We start from the raw sequence: 19,807 nt of genomic DNA on the forward strand, positions 1-19,807 counted from the left end.
TACTATGTTTTTGTTCGCGAAAACGATGTTAAAAACTGTTAAGCGCCCGTAGCTCAGCTGGATAGAGTACCTGACTACGAATCAGGGGGTCGGAGGTTCGAATCCTCCCGGGCGCGCCAAATTCGAAAAACCCGCTTTCTATTGAAAGCGGGTTTTTTATTGCTAGTTTGACCATGATTTGGTCCTGCGATCATTTAAAGCGCCCTTATGTGCAAGCAAAGGGCGCTTTTTTTAATCTAATCTCGAAAGCGACTTTATGCGGGCTCGCAGCAAAGTGCTGCGCTAGGAGCCAGGTTGTTGAGCAGAGTGTCGAGGTCCGTAAGGCGCTTCAGGCGATGAAAGTGTTGATTAGCTTCGCTATTGCCTTGGCGCATTTGTGCTAGCCACTGCTTTACGAGTGATACCACTACTCGGTCTGGTAGTTGTCGCCGCTGTAAGTCGGCGTACCGCTTCAGCACATTGGCACGCATTGTCCAGGTGGTGTCAGGGAGGCGCTCTCCGGTGCGCTGCCAGTGACGTATGCGAGCTGCAAGCCATGGGTCTGAAAGGGCGCTACGGCCAAGCATGACATCCTCGCAGCCAGATAGCGTGCGAGCCTTCCAGTAGTCCTCTAATGTCCAAATATCGCCGTTTGCAACGACAGGGATCGATACTTGATGGCGAACTTTGCCAATCCACTCCCAGTGCGCAGGTGGGCGATAGCCTTCATCTCGTGTGCGGCCATGGACAACCAGTTGTGCAGCGCCGCCAGCTTCTGTGGCCTGGGCGCAAGCGACTGCTAGGCGACGATCAGAAAAGCCAAGGCGAATTTTGGCTGTTACTGGGATTTCGCCGTTCAGGGCTTCGGCGACCGCTTTTACGGCACGATAGACGCGCTCAGGCTGGCGAAGCAGCGATGCGCCACCGTCGTGGCGGTTGACTAGTTTTGCCGGACAGCCAAAGTTAAGGTCAACGCTGATAGCGCCCAGAGCGAGTGCCTGTTGCGCATTGCTGGCTAGCGCCACGGGGTCTGATCCCAAAAGCTGCAAATGCACGGGAACGCCGCTAGGAGTGGCGACGCTGCCTGCTGACAGTTCGGGGCAATGTTTATAGAACACGCGAGGGGGGAGTCGTGTGTCGACCACCCTGACAAACTCAGTCACTGCCCAGTCAAAACCTGCCTGCTGAGTCAGTAAATCACGCGTTAAGGCGTCGATGACACCTTCCATAGGCGCTAGGCCTATCCTGCCTTTATGTAGTAAATTAACAACCATGACTTCCACTATGGCGCGATTGCAATCTATCCTGGATGTGGCAGGTTAGTGTATTAGCCTCACTGCGCCAAGCGCCTTTAGAGGCTATTGGTGTGCCGAGAAGCATTTGAAAGAGGGGGAATGCGGTATGCAAGAGTCAGAGTTGCTCCAAGAGGGGCTTGCCCTTATGGGGTTGGGTATGGGTTTTGTTTTTGTTTTTCTTACGGTTTTGGTAATTAGCGTTACGCTAATGTCGAAATTGATTGGCCGTTTCCAGCCTGCCCCTGTAGCAGCACCGAGCGGTCGAAATAATGCAAAACCATCTGCACCGAAAGGCCAGGATGATGAAGTCAAGGCAGTGATTAGTGCTGCAGTGCACCGTTATCGTTCTTCGCGGCGTAAGTAAGGCCCTATTTTTGTAGTTATCCTACCGCTCGATTACTATTTATTTTGTTAAATTTACTACAAATCCATAACGTAAAAATTGTGAGCCACGACCATGAATGAAACAAAACGTCCTCTGGGGATCACTGATGTTGTTCTTCGCGATGCCCATCAATCGCTGTTTGCCACCCGTTTGCGTCTTGATGACATGCTACCGATTGCCGAAAAACTCGACAATGTCGGCTATTGGTCATTAGAGACCTGGGGCGGAGCAACGTTTGATTCATGCATTCGTTATTTGGGTGAAGACCCGTGGGAGCGTATTCGGGCACTGAAAGAAGCGATGCCGAATACACCTCAAGCGATGTTGTTACGTGGCCAAAACTTATTAGGTTATCGCCACTACGCCGATGACGTGGTTGATAAGTTTGTCGAGCGCGCCAAGACCAACGGGGTTGATGTGTTCCGCGTGTTTGACGCGATGAATGACCCGCGCAATCTTGAGCGTGCTATCAAGGCGGTTCGCCAAGTAGGTGGACATGCGCAAGGCACCATCTCTTATACGGTTAGCCCGGTACATACCCTGGATAGCTGGGTAGAGCTCGCTAAAACCATTGCCGCAATGGGCGCTGACTCACTGGCTATCAAGGATATGGCGGGGCTTCTGACGCCTTATATTGCCTATGATCTTGTCACGCGGTTGAAAAAAGAGCTATCTATTCCCGTTCACTTGCATTGTCATGCGACTACCGGGTTGTCGACCTCGACAATTTTGAAAGCCGTCGAAGCCGGCGTCGACAATGTCGATACTGCAATCTCTTCCATGTCCATGACTTATGGTCACAGTCCGACTGAATCCGTCGTGGCCATGCTAAAAGATACCGATCGTGATACCGGTCTTGATCTGGAGTTGTTGGAAGACATTGCCAGCTATTTCCGTGAAGTACGTAAAAAGTATGCGGCGTTTGAAGGCTCGTTGCGCGGTATCGACTCACGCATTTTGATTGCTCAGGTGCCTGGTGGCATGCTCACCAACATGGAAGGCCAGCTTAAAGAGCAGGGCGCTGGCGATAAACTTGACGATGTGCTGAATGAAATTCCCCGGGTACGCGAAGACCTTGGCTTTATCCCTCTGGTGACGCCGACCTCCCAGATTGTGGGTACTCAAGCTGTCATGAACGTGATGATGGGCGAGCGTTACAAGTCCATCTCCAAAGAAGTTCAGGCGCTGCTCAAAGGTGAGTACGGCTCCGCGCCCGCGCCGTTTAATGCAGAGCTACAAAAGCGTGTGCTCGAAGGTGGCGAGCCGATCACCTGTCGTCCGGCAGATAACCTGTCGCCAGAAATGGGCCGACTTACGACTGAGCTTAACGAAAAAGCGAGTGCTGATGGCATCCGTATTGCCAGCGGCGAGCAGGCAATAGACGACGTGCTGACCTATGCACTATTCCCGCAAATTGGTCTGAAATTCCTTAAAAACCGTGACAACCCGGATGCCTTCGAGCCCGCTCCCCAAGCAGCTGAGGCGAAAAGCGCTAACGTGCCGGCAAAAGCCGAAAGCAAAGCGCCAGTGGCTTCTAGTGGCCCGGAAACCTATACCGTTAAGCTCAATGGCAAAGCATTTGTAGTGGAAGTCTCTGAAGGTGGCGAGATAGGGGCGGTGCAAGAGCAGACGGCAGTGAGTGCTAATGCACCTAAAGAGGAAGTGTCTGCGCCTAGTGGAGAAAGCATTGATGCGCCGCTGGCTGGCAATATCTTTAAGGTCAATGTACGCCCGGGTGACCAAGTAGCGGATGGCGATGTAGTGATTATTTTGGAAGCCATGAAAATGGAAACCGAAGTGCGCGCCAGTAGTTCCGGTACCGTTTCGAAAGTTAATGTCAGCGAGGGTGACAGCGTCGCCGTCGGCGATTCGCTGATCGAGCTTTAAGGGCATTTGGCAATGGAAAAACTAATTACCTTATGGGAGGGCTCGGGGCTTTATAACCTTGAGCTTGGTCAGGCGGCCATGATTTTGGTAGGGCTTGGGCTGCTCTATCTTGCCATTCACAAGAAGTTTGAGCCGTTGCTGCTGGTGCCAATTGGGTTTGGCGGTATTCTGGCGAATATCCCGGAAGCAGGCTTGGCAATCTCAGCGCTCGACCAAGCGATCGAGGTAGCAAAACCTGCTGTGCTGCAACAGATCGCTTCCGCACTGGGTGCTACCCTTGATCCATCAAGTGGTGTGGAAGCTTGGCGAGAGTTACTTAAAGCGATTGCCCACGACGCAGCAGCTCCCGATCAATTGCGTGCGGCAAAGGATATTGCGGTTGGCGTGGGCTATAGCGATGGGATGCTCTATAACTTTTATAAAGTAGCGATTGCCTCTGGTATTGCGCCACTGATTATCTTTATGGGCGTAGGAGCCATGACCGACTTTGGCCCGTTACTGGCTAACCCACGGACGCTCTTTTTAGGCGCGGCTGCTCAGTTTGGCATTTTTGCTACGCTGTTTGGTGCGGTAGTGCTTACCTCGCTGGGGGTGATGGACTTTTCGCTAAATCAAGCAGCCGCCATTGGTATTATTGGCGGTGCTGATGGCCCAACGTCTATTTATGTATCAAGCGTATTGGCTCCTGAGCTGTTGGGCGCTATCGCGGTGGCTGCGTATGCCTACATGGCGCTGGTGCCGCTGATTCAGCCGCCGATTATGCGCTTGCTGACCACTCAGAAAGAGCGTCAAATTAAGATGACGCAGCTGCGTCCGGTATCCAAGCTGGAAAAGATCGTTTTCCCGCTGATGTTGTTGATTGCAGTTGCGCTTTTCCTACCTGATGCAGCGCCGCTGTTAGGAATGTTCTGCTTTGGTAATTTGATGCGTGAGTGTGGTGTCGTTGAGCGCTTATCGGATACTGCGCAAAATGCTCTGATCAATATCGTGACGATTATCTTAGGGCTATCGGTAGGTTCCAAGCTGATGGCAGACAGCTTTCTGGCATTCGAAACGCTGGGTATCCTGGGCTTGGGTATTGTGGCGTTTGGTATTGGCACGGCCGCAGGCGTGTTGATGGCGAAGTTGATGAACTTGGTCAGCAAAATGCCCATTAATCCGCTGATTGGTGCCGCAGGTGTTTCGGCAGTGCCGATGGCTGCACGAGTGGCTAATAAGGTTGGCTTGGAATCAAATCCGCATAACTTCCTGCTGATGCACGCCATGGGCCCTAATGTGGCCGGTGTTATCGGTTCTGCTGTTGCGGCGGGTGTGATGATTAAATATTTAGGCTAAACCCACTAGCAGTGCCATTGCATAGTAAGTCTAGGTAATGGCGGGTATCTTAAACGCGGCTTACCGAGCAATTGCTCGCGTAAGTCGCGTTTTTTGTTAGAGATAGTAATGATCTTATTGTGGCGGCACTTTTTGCATATCGAGTGCTGTCTTGAGACGATTTTCAAGCGTAGTAAAATTTAGTGGCTCATCTTTTGGCCAGCCAATCGTGAGGCATACGCCGCTGCCATCGTACTCTGCCTGTTGGATGGGAATTTTCTGCTCATCACACCAGGCGCGCGCGACTGCTTCATGGGCAAAGTTGACACGTAGCAGGTAGCTCTCTCGTTCGACGACTTCGCGTGTAGGTAATCTTTCAATCCCGGCATTAACCGCCTGTGCGTAAGCCCGGGCAAGCCCACCAGTGCCCAACTTGGTGCCGCCAAAGTAACGAATCACCACGCAACCTATTTCGCCCATCTGGCTACCGAGCAAAGCTTGATACATGGGCCTACCTGCTGTGCCGCCAGGTTCGCCATCATCAGAGAACCCTATGTGCGTTTGCTCTCCTGGTGGACCAGCAATAAAGGCGGTGCAGTGATGGCTTGCATTGGGATGAGCGGCTTTTGCCGCCTGCAACATCGTATGATAGTCGCCAGTGTTGGGGGCATGGCATATCCAAGTGAGGAAGCGACTTTTTTCAACCTCAATTTCAGCGGTATGCCATGTGGCGGGTGCTAGGTCTGGAACTCGGTAACGCAATCGATGCTCCCTAAAGCGGGTGGCCAATTAGTGGTGCTGAGTGTTGCTAGCGCCATGCCCGACGCCCATCACCATTCCCAGCACTTGAATATCACAATTATGCAGGAAGACGGCAGGCATAGCTGCATCTTCGGGCCATAAGTGAACACCAAGCCGACTAATTGAAAGTTGTTTTAGGGCAACTTCTCGCTGGTTGATCGTCGCAATAGCGGTTTCTTGATGGCTGCCTTGCTGATAGCGGCGAATAATAATGACATCACCATCGAATAGGTTGCATTCACGCATTCTGTTGCCGCGCACGCGTAGCGCATATGTATTGCGTCGTGTGACACGGGGGGCCGAATAAGCAGGGCGTGCTGTGTTCGGCGCTGTTTGAGGTAGCGTATGTTGAGTGATGTTCAGGGGTGTTGGCATTGTCATCGTCATGAGTTTTCTCCAATGCAGCGCCCGCTCCCTAGGCGTGTAATTGAGCAGATTGCTGTGTTTATAATCGGTAGTGTTTTTTCATACAGTATTTGTAGTATAGACCTGTTTTTGCATACAGTGCTAGTGCTCTGCAGAGTCTATTGTTCTTAAGCGAAGATTGGTTGAAATGTGATGCGACCCCAGACCGCATAGAGCGACTGGCGAGAAAGGGGCTTTCCGTGTAGAGTTCGACGCAAAATCTACGTGCCTGGAGATATTCTTGAGCCTCTGCCTACAAGCCCGACAGCTAGCCTGTGAACGCGATGACCGTTGGCTGTTTGAGGGGTTAGATCTTGATATTCAACGTGGCGAAATAGTGCGCATTGAAGGCCCTAACGGGAGCGGAAAAACGACACTGTTGAAAATTCTCTCAGGCCAATTGAGCGACTACCATGGCGACATTTATTGGAATGGCGACTCGATGCGCGAGGTGCGTGAACATTTTCTCGCCAATCTACTCTATTTAGGGCATGCCCCTGGTATAAAAGCGGGTCTTTCTCCGTTGGAAAACTTGGCGTGGTACCAAGCGCTAAGCGGCGAGAAAGGCGACGATTATCAGCGTGAAGAAGCGCTGGCACAGGTTGGGCTTTGTGGCTTTGAGGATGTGCCAGCAGGCCAGCTTTCCGCAGGGCAGCAGCGGCGAATTGCTCTTGCAAGGCTGACGCTTACTAAACGGGCATTGTGGGTCCTGGATGAACCTTTTACAGCCATTGATCGCCACGGAGTGGCAGCATTAGAAGCGCAGCTTGTTGCACATGCCAACGCGGGCGGCTGTGTATTAGTGACAACACATCATGAATTAACCGCATCATCCGTGCTTAGGCGCGTTCAACTGGGGTAGAAGGAGACAGCGTTGCCAAGCTCACACGCCACGACAGGCATCCCAGAAATGTCGATGCATGCGCCTTCCGGTGGGCTCATGGTTGCCATTAGTGCCACCTTTAAGCGAGATCTAACGCTTTTGCTACGTCGTCGTGGTGAAGTGCTTAATCCATTGGTGTTCTTTGCCTTGGTGATAACGCTCTTTCCGATTGGCATTTCACCTGATCCCCAGTTACTAGCAGAAATAGCGCCAGGGTTGCTGTGGGTGGCGGCATTACTAGCGGCGCTGCTTTCCCTGGATAGCCTGTTCCGGAGTGACTACGACGACGGCAGTTTGGAGCAGCTGCTGTTAGCCCCTCAGCCGTTGGCGGCGCTCAGCCTTGCAAAAGTTGCCGTTCACTGGCTGCTGACAGGTCTGCCTTTAGCACTCATGGCACCAATTTTAGGTATCATGTTGGCTCTTCCTGCCGGTAGCTACATGGTTTTGGCGCTGTCGCTGGCATTGGGAACCGCAAGCCTCAGCCTGATTGGTGCCATTGGCGCCGCGCTGACCGTTGGGTTGGCGCGAGGCGGTGTATTGCTGTCACTGCTGGTGCTGCCGCTCTATATCCCGGTGCTTATTTTTGGTGCCGGCGCTGTGCAGGCTGCTATTTTAGGCGATGGTATCGCGGCGCATCTGGCTATTTTGGGCGCACTTTTAGCGATTTCGTTAATGCTAGCACCTTGGGCTATTGCCGCCTCGCTACGCATCAGCATCAACGGTTAAAGGACAAAAACACCATGTGGGCCTTTATAAATAAACTGAGATCACCCAAGTGGTTCTATGCGATTAGCGCCAAGCTTCAGCCCTGGTTCTGGACAGCGGCGGTGCTACTGTTGCTGCTGGGCAGCGTTTGGGGACTAGCCTTTGCTCCGGCGGATTACCAGCAGGGCAATAGCTTTCGGATTATCTATGTCCACGTTCCTGCCGCTTTCTTGGCGCAATCCATTTTTGTCTCGATGGCTGTTTCAGGCTTGGTATATATGGTCTGGAAAATTAAAGTAGCCGATATGGCAGCCGCCGTGATGGCACCATTAGGTGCTGCGATGACCTTTGTAGCGCTTTTTTCAGGCGCAGTATGGGGGGTGCCCACCTGGGGAACCTGGTGGATGTGGGACGCGCGCTTAACGTCCATGCTGATTTTGCTGTTTTTGTATTTAGGGGTCATTGCACTGCGCGGTGCTTTCAGTAGTCGCGATAGTGGATCACGTGCAGCCTCAGTGCTAGCAATGGTGGGCGTGATTAATATTCCGATCATCAAATATTCGGTGGAGTGGTGGTACACCCTGCACCAGCCTGCCTCGTTTACGATTACCGGACGTTCGGCAATGCCTATGGAAATGTGGGCACCGCTGCTCATTATGGTGCTCGGCTTCTACTGCTTTTTTATAGCGTTAACCCTGATGCGCACGCGCAGTGAAATACTGCGCCGTGAAACCAATAAGCGCTGGGTGCAAGAGCTAGTAGAGGAGGTGAGATAATGGCTTTTTCCTCACTTAATGAATTTTTTGCCATGGGTGGCCACGGGCTTTATGTATGGGCTGCTTGGGGCATTACTGCGTTGTTGATGCTGGTGATCGTTTGGCATGCGCGCCTCGAGCGCAGTCAGCTGCTGAAAGGTGTAAAGCGCCGTGTGCGCCGCCAAAACGCCCAACCCCAGGCTGCGCAAACACCAGTTAACTCTGCTCAAAGGGACGTTCGTAATGACGCCTAAACGTAAACAGAAGCTGTTCGTCATTTTAGGGTTGGTTTCATTAACCGCGATAGCGGTGGGGCTGACACTGTATGCGCTGCGCTCCAATATCAATTTATTTTTTAGCCCGGTACAAATTGCTCAGGGCGATGCACCCATGGAGCGCCAGATTCGCGCGGGCGGAATGGTTAAAGAGGGATCGGTATCACGTGATCCTGCCAGTCTTGATGTTGAGTTTACCGTGACGGATTACGTCGAGGACTTGGAAGTCTACTACAGCGGAATTTTGCCGGATCTGTTCCGTGAGGGGCAGGGGGTGGTCGTGGTAGGAGAGCTTCAGGCAGATGGGCGCTTATATGCTGATAAAGTCTTAGCTCGCCACGATGAAAACTATATGCCGCCTGAAGTGGCGCAAGCATTAGAAGATGCAGGCTACTCCCCGGCAGATTATCAGGCAAAAGCGGCAGAGGTGGGTAAACGTTTGGAACAGGAAGGCACCCCCCAAGCAAGCGATTACTAATGTCTTATCGTGTCAAGCAGACGGTGATACCCACTGCTAATTCGGAGCGCGCATGTTCATCAAGATGATTCCTGAAATCGGCCACTTTGCTCTGGTCATTGCCCTGTTGATGGCTGTGATACAAGCTGTGATGCCGCTGGCAGGCGCGGCCACTCGTCGTCCGTTGTGGATGGCCTATGGTCGACCTATGGCCACGGGGCAGTTCCTGTTTATTGCCATTGCCTATTTGTGCCTAACCGCCAGTTATATGCTGGATGACTTCAGCGTGGCGAACGTTGCTAATAATTCCAACTCGCTGCTGCCTTGGTACTACAAGTTTAGTGCCGTGTGGGGAAACCATGAAGGCTCGGTCTTATTGTGGAGTTTAATGCTGGCTGGCTGGGGGTATGCCGCTTCGGTATTCTCCGGCGACCTACCTCGCGATATGGTAGCGCGGGTGCAAGGCGTGATGGGAATGGTCTGCGTTGGCTTCCTGTTATTTATCTTGATGACCTCCAATCCATTTGAGCGACTGCTGCCGAATATGCCCCAAGACGGGGCTGATCTTAACCCGCTGCTGCAAGATTTTGGGCTAGTTGTGCATCCCCCTATGCTCTACATGGGGTATGTAGGTTTCTCAGTGGTATTTGCATTTGCCATTGCCGCGCTGCTAGGCGGGCGCTTAGACGCTGCTTGGACCCGCTGGGCGCGCCCTTGGACTAATGTGGCCTGGGCATTTCTAACCGTAGGCATCGCGCTGGGTAGTTGGTGGGCTTATTACGAGCTAGGCTGGGGCGGCTGGTGGTTCTGGGATCCGGTTGAAAACGCCTCACTGCTGCCCTGGCTAACCGGAACGGCGCTAGTGCACTCGTTGGCGGTCACGGAAAAACGTGGCTCGTTTAAAAGCTGGACAGTGTTGCTGGCTATTTCAACCTTCTCGCTGTCACTAATGGGCACGTTTTTGGTCCGCTCTGGTGTGCTGACCTCTGTGCATGCGTTTGCTAACGATCCCTCTCGCGGCTTCTTCATTCTAATGCTGTTGGCAATAACCGTGACGCTATCGTTGCTGGTATTCGCTGTACGCGCACCACGAGTGAGCCATAAGGTCGGCTTTAATTGGCTATCCCGAGACTCGTTGTTGTTGGTCAATAATATTCTACTGGTCATTATGACGGTCACCGTACTGTTAGGGACGGTTTATCCGCTGATTTTGGACTCCCTTGGGTTAGGTAAAATTAGCGTGGGGCCTCCGTACTTTAATGCACTTTTTGTACCGCTAACGGTGGTGATGTGCATGTTTATGGGGCTGGGGCCGATCGCCCGTTGGAAAAGTATGAGTGCCAGTGAGCTGTGGCGTAAGCTTTGGCTGTCCGGCGCTGCTGCGCTGATCTTGGGCGGTGCTATGCCATTGCTATATGGCGGCGAGTGGAATCTTTGGGTCTCCTTGGGCATTGTTTCGGCGCTCTGGATCGTACTGCCTATCGTGCGTGACTTGTTCGATAAAGTTCGCCATGCCAACTCCTTTTTGGCGGGGCTGCGTAAGCTGTCGTTAGCGTATTGGGGCATGGTGCTTGGTCATGTGGGCATCGCAGTCACCATTGTTGGCGTGGCAGTTGTTTCCAATTACAACATCGAACGCAACGTGCGGATGTCGCCGGGCACGACTGTCGAAGTGGCAGGCTATCAGTTTACGATGACGGAGCTGACCAATCGTCGGGGCCCGAACTTCCTAGCAGATACCTCTATCATTCAAGTGCAGCGCGGCGACTCCGGAAGCAGTTTTGTGATGCGCCCGGAGAAGCGCCTCTATCTCGCTACCCGAATGCCAATGACCCAAGTGGCGCTTCGTCCCGGGCTTTTCCGTGACCTCTATGTCGCTATGGGCGAAGACCTTGGCGATGGTAGTTACGCGATGCGCGTCCAATACAAACCGTTTGTGCGCTGGTTATGGCTCGGTGGGTTGTTGATGGCTTTCGGTGGCATTCTGGCGATAGTTGATAAGCGGTACCGTCGTGTCATATCGCGCAAAGCGTCTGCTAGCACGGCTCCTGCAACGTCTGAGTCTGCAACCTCGAAGGAAGCTATGGTATGACACGCCGCCTATTGCTTTTACTCCTGCCGATTGGCTTTCTGGGGATCGCCTTGTTTCTCTATCAAGGGCTAGGGCGCGATCCTTCGCACCGCGACTCGGCACTAATGACTAGGCAGTTTCCTGCGTTTGAAGCCACAACACTACGTGATGAAAATCGCCAAGTTGATCAAACCCTGTTAACTGGTAGCGTCACCTTGGTGAATGTATGGGGTGAATGGTGCCCCGCTTGTAAGCAGGAAATGCCGCAACTGCTGGAGCTGGCTGATCACGGAATTCGCATGGTCGGTATTAACTATCGTGATACTCGCGAAAAAGGGCTGGAGTTCTTGAGCGAGTTTGGGGATCCCTTCGAAGTTAATGTATTTGATCCTGACGGTAACTTGGGCTTTGACCTAGGGGTCTACGGTGCGCCGGAAACCTTCTTGGTTGATGCTGACGGTGTCATTCGCTACCACCACAAAGGTTACGTGTCGCCGGAAGACGTTCGTGAACGCATTCTGCCGGAGGTGGAAAAATGGCGCTAATACGCTTAATGCTTACCGTCGCGCTGCTGACGCTGGCTAGCGGCGCGTTGGCCGGCGGTATTGAGATACGTGAGTTCGATGACCCTGTGATGGAGCAGCGCTACCATGATCTCACCGCTTCGATGCGTTGCCCTTTATGTGAGAACCAGGCTATCAATGATTCTGACGCGCCAATTTCCGCGGATATGCGTGAGCGTGTCTATCAATTGCTACAGGATGGTCAATCGGATATCGAAATTGTTAACCACATGGTGCAGCGGTTTGGAGAGTACATTCTCTATAACCCGCGTTTAGAAAATCGCACTTACCTGCTGTGGGGGCTACCGCTAGGTTTGGTCATGCTCGGTGTCGTGGTCGTCGTGATGATGGTTCGCGCTCGCCGTAATGCCTCAGCGAAAGCGCTTAGCGCCGAAGAACGTGCCCGCCTGGATGCCCTGATTAACCGCGAGAGGTCTTCATGACACCGCTGTGGATTGCAATTGCTTTACTATTACTCCCTGCGCTTTGGTTATTAATAGCGCCGATGCGCGGTGCCCATGGGCTACGTGACAAGCTAGATCACTTCGAAGCTAACGATACCGCTAATGAGCAAAATGTGGCGATTTTTAAGCGCCGTTTGGCCTCGTTGGAAGCTGCTCACGAACGTGGTGATATGGATGAGAAACAGTTTAAAGAAGACCGTCTGGAGTTAGAGCGCAGCTTATTGGAAGACACCGCTAGCCGAACTAAACGCCCGTTGAAGGCGGCAACGGCGGGTAGGTTTGCTGTTCCCTTGGTTATGGTTGCTGTAGTGGGGGCGAGTACGTTTTGGTATCAGCAAAACGGCGCGGAAGGCGATTTAACGCTTTATGCTATTCAGCAAGAAGTGCAAAACGACCCCGATGGTTCACTGGCTATGTATCTAGAACGCATGGAAGCAGAGGCCGAGCGTCAGCCGAATAATCCCAATGTATGGAGTTCACTGTTTCCGCTTTACCGTGAAACCGGTCAGTCCGACAAGGCTGCTGATGCGTTAGAGCGGTTGATTGCTATTGAAGGGCGGATTCCTCCCCTGTTGGCACAGCTTGCTCAACTGCGCTTTTTTATGGCGGAACGCGAACTGACTCCCGAAGTGCAGTCGCTAGTGGATGAGACGCTAGCGCAAGATCCACGCCAGCCCACAGTGCTCGGCGTGCTTGGTATTCATGCGTTTGATAATGGCGACTATGAAACAGCGATTGACCGCTGGCGTCGTGCTGTCGCAAACATAGAAGACCCCGAAACGGCATCCTCTTTGCGCGAAGGTATTCGCGTTGCTCAAGAGCGTTTAGGAGTCGAGCCAGAAGCAGAGGCGGTTGGGGCTGGCCAAAGCCAAGGCGTGCGTGTGACGGTCTCATTAGACGAAGCGCTGATGGATAACGTCAGTGACGATACTAGCGTGTTTATTACTGCCCGGGATATGAAAGGCGAACTGCCGCCGCTGGCTGTTATTCGTACTCAGGTGTCAGAGCTTCCCATGACGGTCGTGTTGGATGACAACGCGGCCATGTCACCCCAAGCGCAAATCTCTCAGGTGCGTGAAGCACGCTTAGTCGTTCGCGTTTCGCAATCTGGCCAGGCAACCCCTCAGCCTGGTGATCTGTTTGGCGATCTGGAAAGCGTCAGCGTTGGACCTATTAGTGAGGATGATGCGGCAAATGTTGTTATTGACCGCGTTTTTGAATAACGTCCACGCAAACAACCGCAGCTAAGGGTCGCAATGCGCTTAACCTCTATCCGTCTTGTTGGGTTCAAGTCTTTTGTTGATCCAGTAACGGTGCCCTTCGATGGCAATATGACGGCCATCGTTGGGCCAAACGGTTGTGGCAAATCTAATATCATTGATGCGGTGCGTTGGGTCATGGGGGAGTCCTCAGCTAAAACCCTGCGCGGTGAGTCGATGGCCGATGTTATCTTCAATGGCTCCACCGGTCGTAAGCCGATCGGCCAAGCCTCTATCGAGCTCAAATTCGATAATCGCGATGGTGGCATGGGGGGCGCTTACGCGCAGTACTCAGAAATTGCGGTAAAGCGCTTAGTCACCCGCGACGGTCAATCCAGTTACTTCTTTAATGGTCAAAAGTGCCGTCGGCGAGATATTGCTGATCTGTTTATGGGTACTGGTTTAGGCCCGCGCTCTTACGCCATTATCGGCCAGGGGATGATTTCACGGCTAATCGAAGCTCGCCCCGATGACCTGCGTGCCACGCTGGAAGAGGCGGCGGGTATTTCAAAATATAAAGAGCGCCGTCGTGAAACTGAAAACCGTATGCGCCGCACCCAGGAGAACCTGGAACGCCTGGATGATATCCGTGAAGAATTGGACAAACAGCTCGAACGTCTTAAACGTCAGGCCGAAGCTGCTAAGCGCTACCAAGAGTTAAAACAGCAGGAGTACCGGCTAAAAGGTGAGCTGGCATTAGTGCGTGGACGCGCATTGCGGGCTGAGCAATCTCACCAAGAAAGCCGAGTGCGCGAGCTGGAGATTGCGGTTGAGAAAGACGTATTTGGCGTACGTCAGTGTGAAACGCGACTGGAACAAGCGCGTGAGCAGCATGATGAACTTGCTGATGTATTAGAACGCCATCAGCAACAGTTCTTTGAAACCACCACCCGAATTGCCCGCCTGGAACAGGATCAAGCGCACCGCCGCAGTCGTGAGGCTCAATTGGCAAGCGATATAGCAACGGCGCGCCGTGACCTTGATGAACAGCGGCGAGTCAGCGAAAGCGATCAAGAGCGACTTGGCGCGATAGAGGCTCGTTTAGAGGACTTGCTTCCAGAGCACGAAGCCCTTGAAGAGCAGCTAGAAACACTTGAGCAAACCTTAGCGGATGCAACCCCAGCTCTTGAAGCTGCCGAACAGCAGTGGGCCGATGCAGAGAATCACTGGCGCGATGCCAGTCGGGAAGCGGATCGTAGCCAAGACCAATTACGCGATTTAGAGCAACGTATTGCACGCATGCAGGCGGAAAACCAGCGCCGCCGACAGCAGCGCGGCGAACTTGCCGATGTTACTGAACTGCGCAATGAGCACGCTGAATGCCAGGCCCTACGGGAAGAGGCTGAACAGCGTGCTGAAGACTTCCAAGCCGAACGTGACCACTGGCAACAGCGCTATAGCGATGCCAAGGCCGCTTATCAGCAGGCCACTCAAGCGCGTGATCAGCAGCGTGCTGAACTAAGTCAACATCAAGGCGAACTCGCCTCATTGAAGGCGTTAATTGATGCCGCCCTAGCTGATCACGACCCGGATTTGAGCGACGCATTAGCGGCCTACGGCTTAGCTGATGCGCCACGCCTTGGTGAAGCGATTCGTGTTGCACCTGGCTGGGAGCGAGTGATTTCCTGGCTGCTTGCGCCGTGGTTAAACGCCCGTTTAGTGACTGCAAACCAGTTAAAAGCACTACCTAATGCTCTCGCCACTGATTGGTGCTTAATCGACCAAGCTGAGCAGCCAGCCTCATCTAGGCAGCGCTTAGATTCGTTGGTGTCTGGGGCAGGTGCGTTAGGCGAATGGTTGGCAAGTATTCACTTCGCAGAAAACAACGAAGATGCCGAGAAGCTGCTAGGTAATTTGGCGCCTGGAGAAAGTGTTGTCAGCAGAGAAGGGGTGTGGCGTGGGCGCGGCTGGCTGCACCAACAAGCTAACGGTGAAGGTGTTGATGCGCTATTGGTGACGCGTCGTCGATTTGATGAATTAGACGCCCGTCTTGCCCAGGATGAAGAGGCGTTAGCGCTGCTGGATGAGCAGTGCGAAGCCGCTAGCGAAGCCATCGAAGCGCTAGAGCAAACCCGTGAGCAGCAGGCCGAGCAAGAGCGTGCCCACGCCGCTTCGCTTCAACAGCTTGCGGTGAAAGAACAACGCCTAGCTCAACGCCTAGAGCATTTAGAGAGTCGTGCCACTGAATTGGATGATGAGCTCGCCCAACTACAACAGGATGAGGCGGAGTTAACGCTCACTTTAGAAGAGCAGCGCGCTCGCTGGCATGCGGCCATGGAACAACTTGAAGCCGCTGCCGAAGCCCGCGAAACAAGTGCTGAACAGCGTAGTCGCCAACGTGAGCAGCGTGACCAGTTAAATCAGCAACATGCTCCCATGAAAGCGCGTCAGCAGGCATTGGCGCTAGAGCGAGAGCGGTTAAATGCTGAGCGCGATAGCCTGCGAGCCCAACAAAGTCGTAGTAGCGATAGTGAAGAGCGCCTTGCGCTGCGTATTGCTGAGCTAGAAGAGTCACGGGAAATGCTGGTAGAGCCAGATGAATTGGCTGCCGAAGAGTTAGAGGAGTTGCTACACCAGCGTGAGCAGCAGGAGCGGCGTCTTAATGATACCCGCCAGCAGGCCCAAACATTGGCAGAGCAACTGCGCAACGACGAGCTGGCTCGCCAGCAGCATGAACGCAACTTGGAACAAAGCCGTGAGCAGCTGCAGCAGCGCCGTATGGATGTTCAAGCGCTGGCGCTTAAAGCGGCCACTCAAGATGAGCAATTGGCAGAATTAGGCCATGACCCCGATGCTTTAGCAGAGCACTTGCCTAGCGACGCCAGTGAAACTGCTTGGCAGGAGCGGTTGGAAAACACCACAGATAAGATTCGCCGTTTAGGTGCCATCAACCTTGCGGCGATTGAAGAGTACGATCAGCAAGCCGAGCGGCGTAACTATTTGGAAGCTCAGCATGCAGAGCTAACGGAAGCATTAGAAACGTTAGAGCGGGCGATTAAACGTATCGACCAGGAAACGCGCGTTCGCTTTCGAGAAACATTCGACCAAGTTAATACGGGTCTACAAACGCTATTTCCACGGGTTTTCGGTGGGGGAGCTGCTTGGCTAACCCTTACCGGAGATGATTTGCTGGAAACCGGTGTGGCAATTATGGCGCGGCCGCCAGGTAAGAAAAACAGCACTATTCACCTACTCTCAGGGGGAGAAAAGGCGCTAACAGCACTGTCGCTGGTTTTCGCAATTTTCCAATTGAACCCTGCACCTTTCTGTATGTTGGACGAAGTCGATGCCCCGCTGGATGATGCCAACGTAGGGCGCTATGCCAAACTTGTTAAAGAAATGTCGGAAAGTGTTCAGTTCATCTATATCACCCATAACAAAATAGCGATGGAAGCTGCCGAACGCTTGATGGGGGTCACCATGCAGGAACCTGGTGTGTCTAGGCTTGTGTCAGTTGGGATTGATGAAGCTGCCGCGCTGGTTGATTAAGTGCTTTCTCGGCAAATTTGACGCCCCCAATAGTTAATAGTGCTGAATTAAACGAATTTTCACCTCTTAAATGCCTCGGGAAATATGCAAAAACTGTGCTGGAGCAAGCCTGTGACGGCGTGTGCGGACATGAGGGTGAGTCGTGCTGCTTTAGTTTAGCTATCCCATATTAGATTCATTAGTGGCTATTGATAGCGTTTCTTTCTTTATTCTTTTTGATCGTAAAACTTATTTATTATCAGTTATTTATATTTATTCATCGCTTCTGGTTAACCACCTTCATCAAAGCGTTGGGGGCTGCTCCTGCTAAAGCGCGGCGTGCCGCTAAGCGTGTTCCTCTAGCGAAAATCGATAAATCTGAAATGTGAACTTTCATTACTCTTGTATAGCGTTAGTTAAGGGTTTAAAACATTTATGCTATGATTTCGTTAGCTATTCAATACTGTTTGTTACCACAGATTTCTTGGTGAGACAGATTTGTAACAGGACAGTGTTGATCGGACAGCAGTTGGTAGGGCAGTTTTGGCAGAGCAGTGGCGTTTCGTTACGTAGGTTTTAGTGTGGGCTTGGGCTTGTCATATTACGGCGTGAAAAGGCGAGCAAGGGAGCAACAATTCTCCCTATAGAAAGCAGACGATGATGTGACGATGTGTCCTGTCGGGATAAGTTAGCGCTAAAATGGCACTTTTCTTAGTTGATATAGTCAGAGATTTGGCCTAAAACCACCTATAGCGGTGTTAAAGCGTGAAAATCTGCAAAAAGTGGCCCTTTTCGTAGCAACCGCGCTATGCTTGATGATATTTAGCTAATTTCGAATATGTTTACGTCATCAGGCATCGCGCCTTTGCAATCGGTATATTGACCCATGGAATGCTCGACATGGAATTAAGAGAGTGGTTAATCATTCTAGGACTGGCACTGGTTTCGCTCATCGTAGTTGACGGTGTGCGAAGGCTTCAGCGCCAACGCCGTGTGCCCCGTCTGGATCAAGCGGGTAAAGACTTGCCAGCCGCTAAATCCGAAGAATTTAATGATGAAGTTAAAGAGGCGGAAATAAACTGGGAACTGCCAAACGGTGGTGCCAGGGTAGTCAAGCCTGCCGACTACAGCAACCTTGGCCAAAAACCAAAGTTGGAACGCCAAGAGCATCCAGGGCCTTCCAAAGTGCTGTCTGATTTTCGTCGTTCTTTTTCCAGCTCTGCCAGTTCGGCCAAGTCAAAAGCCAATGCGCATTTTTCGTGGTCCCGTAAAAATGAGCCTCGAAAACATGAGCAGCCTTCTGCTGTCGGACACCCCACCTCAACGAGTCATGCATCCGTTCTGCCAGATACTGCTTCAGCCGAGCACACGTTAAGCAGGTCTGCAACTCCTGAGCCCGAGCGTCGGGAGCCCAGCATATTTATGGCTGAAGAGAGTCTCGGCAATAATACTGTTAGCAGTGAAGCTCAGCACGCAAACGCTACTCGCCAAGCGACAAGTAGCGCGTCTGCTTCTTCTTCCGCTGAAGCCCATCATTCTGATAGCCACGATTCACAGTCAGTGCCTGAACTAGTCGAGCATTCCGAGCCAGACGTTAGCGGTCAGAAAGTTGGTGCTAAGGATACTGAGAGCGAACAGGCCGCGGTTCAGCACGAAGAAGCGGTATCAACTGGCGTTGATGAGCAAGTTGAATCTGTAGAGGCTTCAAGCGAGAAAGCATCAGAAGAACCTAGTGCTGCGGCTGAGCCGACTGTAACTGAAGAAGCAGAGGCAGAGCCGACACTAAGAGTTGAACCTGAAGATGCAGCGCAACATGCTGCTGAAACACCCAAGCGTCGTCAACTGCGTGCAGATACTGCTGGCGAAGATAGAGAACTATATGACGATGAGGTTGATGAATACCGCCTGGTCGACTTCGAAGGCATTGGCCGTTCCTTTAAACGTCGTGTGATTGAGCGCCGTAAAGAGAAAGAGCGTAAGAAAGTAGAGAAGGCGAAACGTGCAGAAGCACTAGCCAAGCAAAAAGCTGAACGTAAGGCACTTGAAGCCGAGCGCAAAGCGCTTGAAGCGCAGCAGCGCCGTGAAGCAAAAGAGGCAGCCGACGCGGAAAAAGCGCGTATTGCCCAAGAGCAAGCCGAAGCGCGAGAGGCCGCTGCAATGGCCGCAGCCGCGGAGCGCGAGGCTGCGCAATATAATGAGCATAATGAGCCGACGATTTCTGCGCACGATGAGAGTTATCACGATGTTGATGACTACGACGATTATGCGCCTGAAACGAGTCATCGTGATAACGTGGTACGTACGCACCCGACGTTAGAAAAAGCGCTACGTCACGACGTTAATAGTGAGCGTGCCAGAGATGCGCTCACCGACGCTTCTGAAATGGTCGTGATCAGTGTGCTTTCGCGGGAACCTGAAGGTTTTGATGGCGGTAAATTGCTTGAGCTAATCATGGCCTGCGGTCTTCGCTATAGCCGTGAAATGGGCGTCTTTCACCGTTTTGAAACAGAAAGCTTCGATAGCGAACTGCAATTTTCAATGGTGAATGTACTCAAGCCTGGTACGTTCCCCATTGAAGAAATGGATGAGTTTGTGACCCCTGGTATTACGTTCTTGATGCCGCTGCCGGGCGCTGAAGATAGCTCAGCAGCGTTTGAGGCGATGGTCGAAACGGCGATGGTTGTCGTACGCCATATGGGCGGTGAGCTTAAAGATGAAAACCGTAGCGTAATGACGGCGCAAACCATTGAGTTTGCAAGGCAGCGCGTTCATGAGTTTGAACGTCGCCATCGCTTGCAGCGCCAACTGCAAGCGCGTTAAGCGTCGCGTTTCGTTAACACC

The 19,807-nt window shown here is 52.5% G+C and carries 17 protein-coding genes and 1 tRNA gene; 15 read left to right on the forward strand and 3 right to left on the reverse strand.

Annotation, left to right across the window (positions count from 1 at the left end; translation table 11 throughout):
* Nucleotides 1–42 precede the first annotated feature (42 nt).
* Nucleotides 43–119: transfer RNA gene (locus tag HVE01_RS12625), tRNA-Arg, on the forward strand.
* 135 nt (nt 120–254) lie between these two features.
* Here HVE01_RS12625 and HVE01_RS12630 read toward each other — a convergent pair.
* Nucleotides 255–1,253: a tRNA dihydrouridine synthase gene (locus HVE01_RS12630; RefSeq protein ID WP_244973778.1), complete on the reverse strand. Its 999-nt coding sequence runs from the start codon at nt 1,251–1,253 to the stop codon at nt 255–257.
* Between the two features lie 127 nt (nt 1,254–1,380).
* Here HVE01_RS12630 and HVE01_RS12635 point away from each other — a divergent pair, with 127 nt between their 5' ends.
* The 3 genes from HVE01_RS12635 to HVE01_RS12645 all read left to right on the forward strand — a co-directional run bounded on the left by HVE01_RS12635 (nt 1,381) and on the right by HVE01_RS12645 (nt 4,881).
* On the forward strand, nt 1,381–1,638 hold the full coding sequence (locus HVE01_RS12635; protein ID WP_125745784.1) for an OadG family protein: 258 nt from the start codon (nt 1,381–1,383) through the stop codon (nt 1,636–1,638).
* 93 nt (nt 1,639–1,731) lie between these two features.
* The gene (oadA, locus tag HVE01_RS12640; RefSeq protein ID WP_146944515.1) at nt 1,732–3,546 is read left to right on the forward strand and encodes a sodium-extruding oxaloacetate decarboxylase subunit alpha; all 1,815 of its coding nucleotides are present in this window, start codon (nt 1,732–1,734) and stop codon (nt 3,544–3,546) included.
* A 12-nt stretch (nt 3,547–3,558) separates the two neighbouring features.
* On the forward strand, nt 3,559–4,881 hold the full coding sequence (locus tag HVE01_RS12645; protein ID WP_125745788.1) for a sodium ion-translocating decarboxylase subunit beta: 1,323 nt from the start codon (nt 3,559–3,561) through the stop codon (nt 4,879–4,881).
* Nucleotides 4,882–4,995: 114 nt separating this feature from the next.
* Here the strand turns inward: HVE01_RS12645 and HVE01_RS12650 are convergent, their stop codons facing one another.
* Both HVE01_RS12650 and HVE01_RS12655 read right to left on the reverse strand, forming a co-directional pair.
* On the reverse strand, nt 4,996–5,622 hold the full coding sequence (locus HVE01_RS12650) for an IMPACT family protein (RefSeq protein ID WP_125745790.1): 627 nt from the start codon (nt 5,620–5,622) through the stop codon (nt 4,996–4,998).
* Between the two features lie 27 nt (nt 5,623–5,649).
* Nucleotides 5,650–6,048, reverse strand: a complete 399-nt coding sequence (locus HVE01_RS12655; protein ID WP_146944517.1) for a LexA family protein — start codon at nt 6,046–6,048, stop codon at nt 5,650–5,652.
* A 259-nt stretch (nt 6,049–6,307) separates the two neighbouring features.
* On the opposite strand from HVE01_RS12655, the gene ccmA reads away from it, so the two are divergent.
* The 11 genes from ccmA (at nt 6,308) to zipA (ending at nt 19,786) form a co-directional block, all read left to right on the forward strand.
* Nucleotides 6,308–6,928 (forward strand): cytochrome c biogenesis heme-transporting ATPase CcmA, encoded by a 621-nt coding sequence (gene ccmA, locus HVE01_RS12660; protein WP_125745794.1) that lies wholly within the window; start codon nt 6,308–6,310, stop codon nt 6,926–6,928.
* 48 nt (nt 6,929–6,976) lie between these two features.
* Entirely contained in the window at nt 6,977–7,675 is a 699-nt protein-coding gene (gene ccmB / locus HVE01_RS12665; RefSeq protein ID WP_172422509.1) for a heme exporter protein CcmB, read from the forward strand.
* A gap of 14 nt (nt 7,676–7,689) precedes the next feature.
* A complete protein-coding gene (locus tag HVE01_RS12670; protein ID WP_146944519.1) occupies nt 7,690–8,430 on the forward strand; it encodes a heme ABC transporter permease in 741 nt (246 codons plus the stop codon).
* The gene (gene ccmD / locus HVE01_RS12675; RefSeq protein ID WP_146944521.1) at nt 8,430–8,663 is read left to right on the forward strand and encodes a heme exporter protein CcmD; all 234 of its coding nucleotides are present in this window, start codon (nt 8,430–8,432) and stop codon (nt 8,661–8,663) included. The genes HVE01_RS12670 and ccmD overlap by 1 nt, the downstream gene beginning before the upstream one ends.
* On the forward strand, nt 8,653–9,162 hold the full coding sequence (ccmE, locus tag HVE01_RS12680; protein WP_125745801.1) for a cytochrome c maturation protein CcmE: 510 nt from the start codon (nt 8,653–8,655) through the stop codon (nt 9,160–9,162). Before ccmD ends, ccmE begins: the two co-directional genes overlap by 11 nt.
* A 52-nt stretch (nt 9,163–9,214) precedes the next feature.
* The gene (locus tag HVE01_RS12685) at nt 9,215–11,233 is read left to right on the forward strand and encodes a heme lyase CcmF/NrfE family subunit (protein ID WP_146944523.1); all 2,019 of its coding nucleotides are present in this window, start codon (nt 9,215–9,217) and stop codon (nt 11,231–11,233) included.
* Nucleotides 11,230–11,757 (forward strand): DsbE family thiol:disulfide interchange protein, encoded by a 528-nt coding sequence (locus HVE01_RS12690; protein WP_146944525.1) that lies wholly within the window; start codon nt 11,230–11,232, stop codon nt 11,755–11,757. Before HVE01_RS12685 ends, HVE01_RS12690 begins: the two co-directional genes overlap by 4 nt.
* A complete protein-coding gene (locus HVE01_RS12695; protein ID WP_146944527.1) occupies nt 11,748–12,218 on the forward strand; it encodes a cytochrome c-type biogenesis protein in 471 nt (156 codons plus the stop codon). Before HVE01_RS12690 ends, HVE01_RS12695 begins: the two co-directional genes overlap by 10 nt.
* A complete protein-coding gene (ccmI, locus tag HVE01_RS12700) occupies nt 12,215–13,462 on the forward strand; it encodes a c-type cytochrome biogenesis protein CcmI (RefSeq protein WP_125745809.1) in 1,248 nt (415 codons plus the stop codon). The genes HVE01_RS12695 and ccmI overlap by 4 nt, the downstream gene beginning before the upstream one ends.
* A 33-nt stretch (nt 13,463–13,495) precedes the next feature.
* Nucleotides 13,496–16,987: a chromosome segregation protein SMC gene (gene smc / locus HVE01_RS12705; protein ID WP_146944529.1), complete on the forward strand. Its 3,492-nt coding sequence runs from the start codon at nt 13,496–13,498 to the stop codon at nt 16,985–16,987.
* Between the two features lie 879 nt (nt 16,988–17,866).
* Nucleotides 17,867–19,786 (forward strand): cell division protein ZipA, encoded by a 1,920-nt coding sequence (gene zipA / locus HVE01_RS12710; RefSeq protein ID WP_146944531.1) that lies wholly within the window; start codon nt 17,867–17,869, stop codon nt 19,784–19,786.
* Nucleotides 19,787–19,807: the final 21 nt, after the last annotated feature.

The organism is Vreelandella venusta (assembly GCF_007989605.1).
Lineage (GTDB): Bacteria > Pseudomonadota > Gammaproteobacteria > Pseudomonadales > Halomonadaceae > Vreelandella > Vreelandella venusta.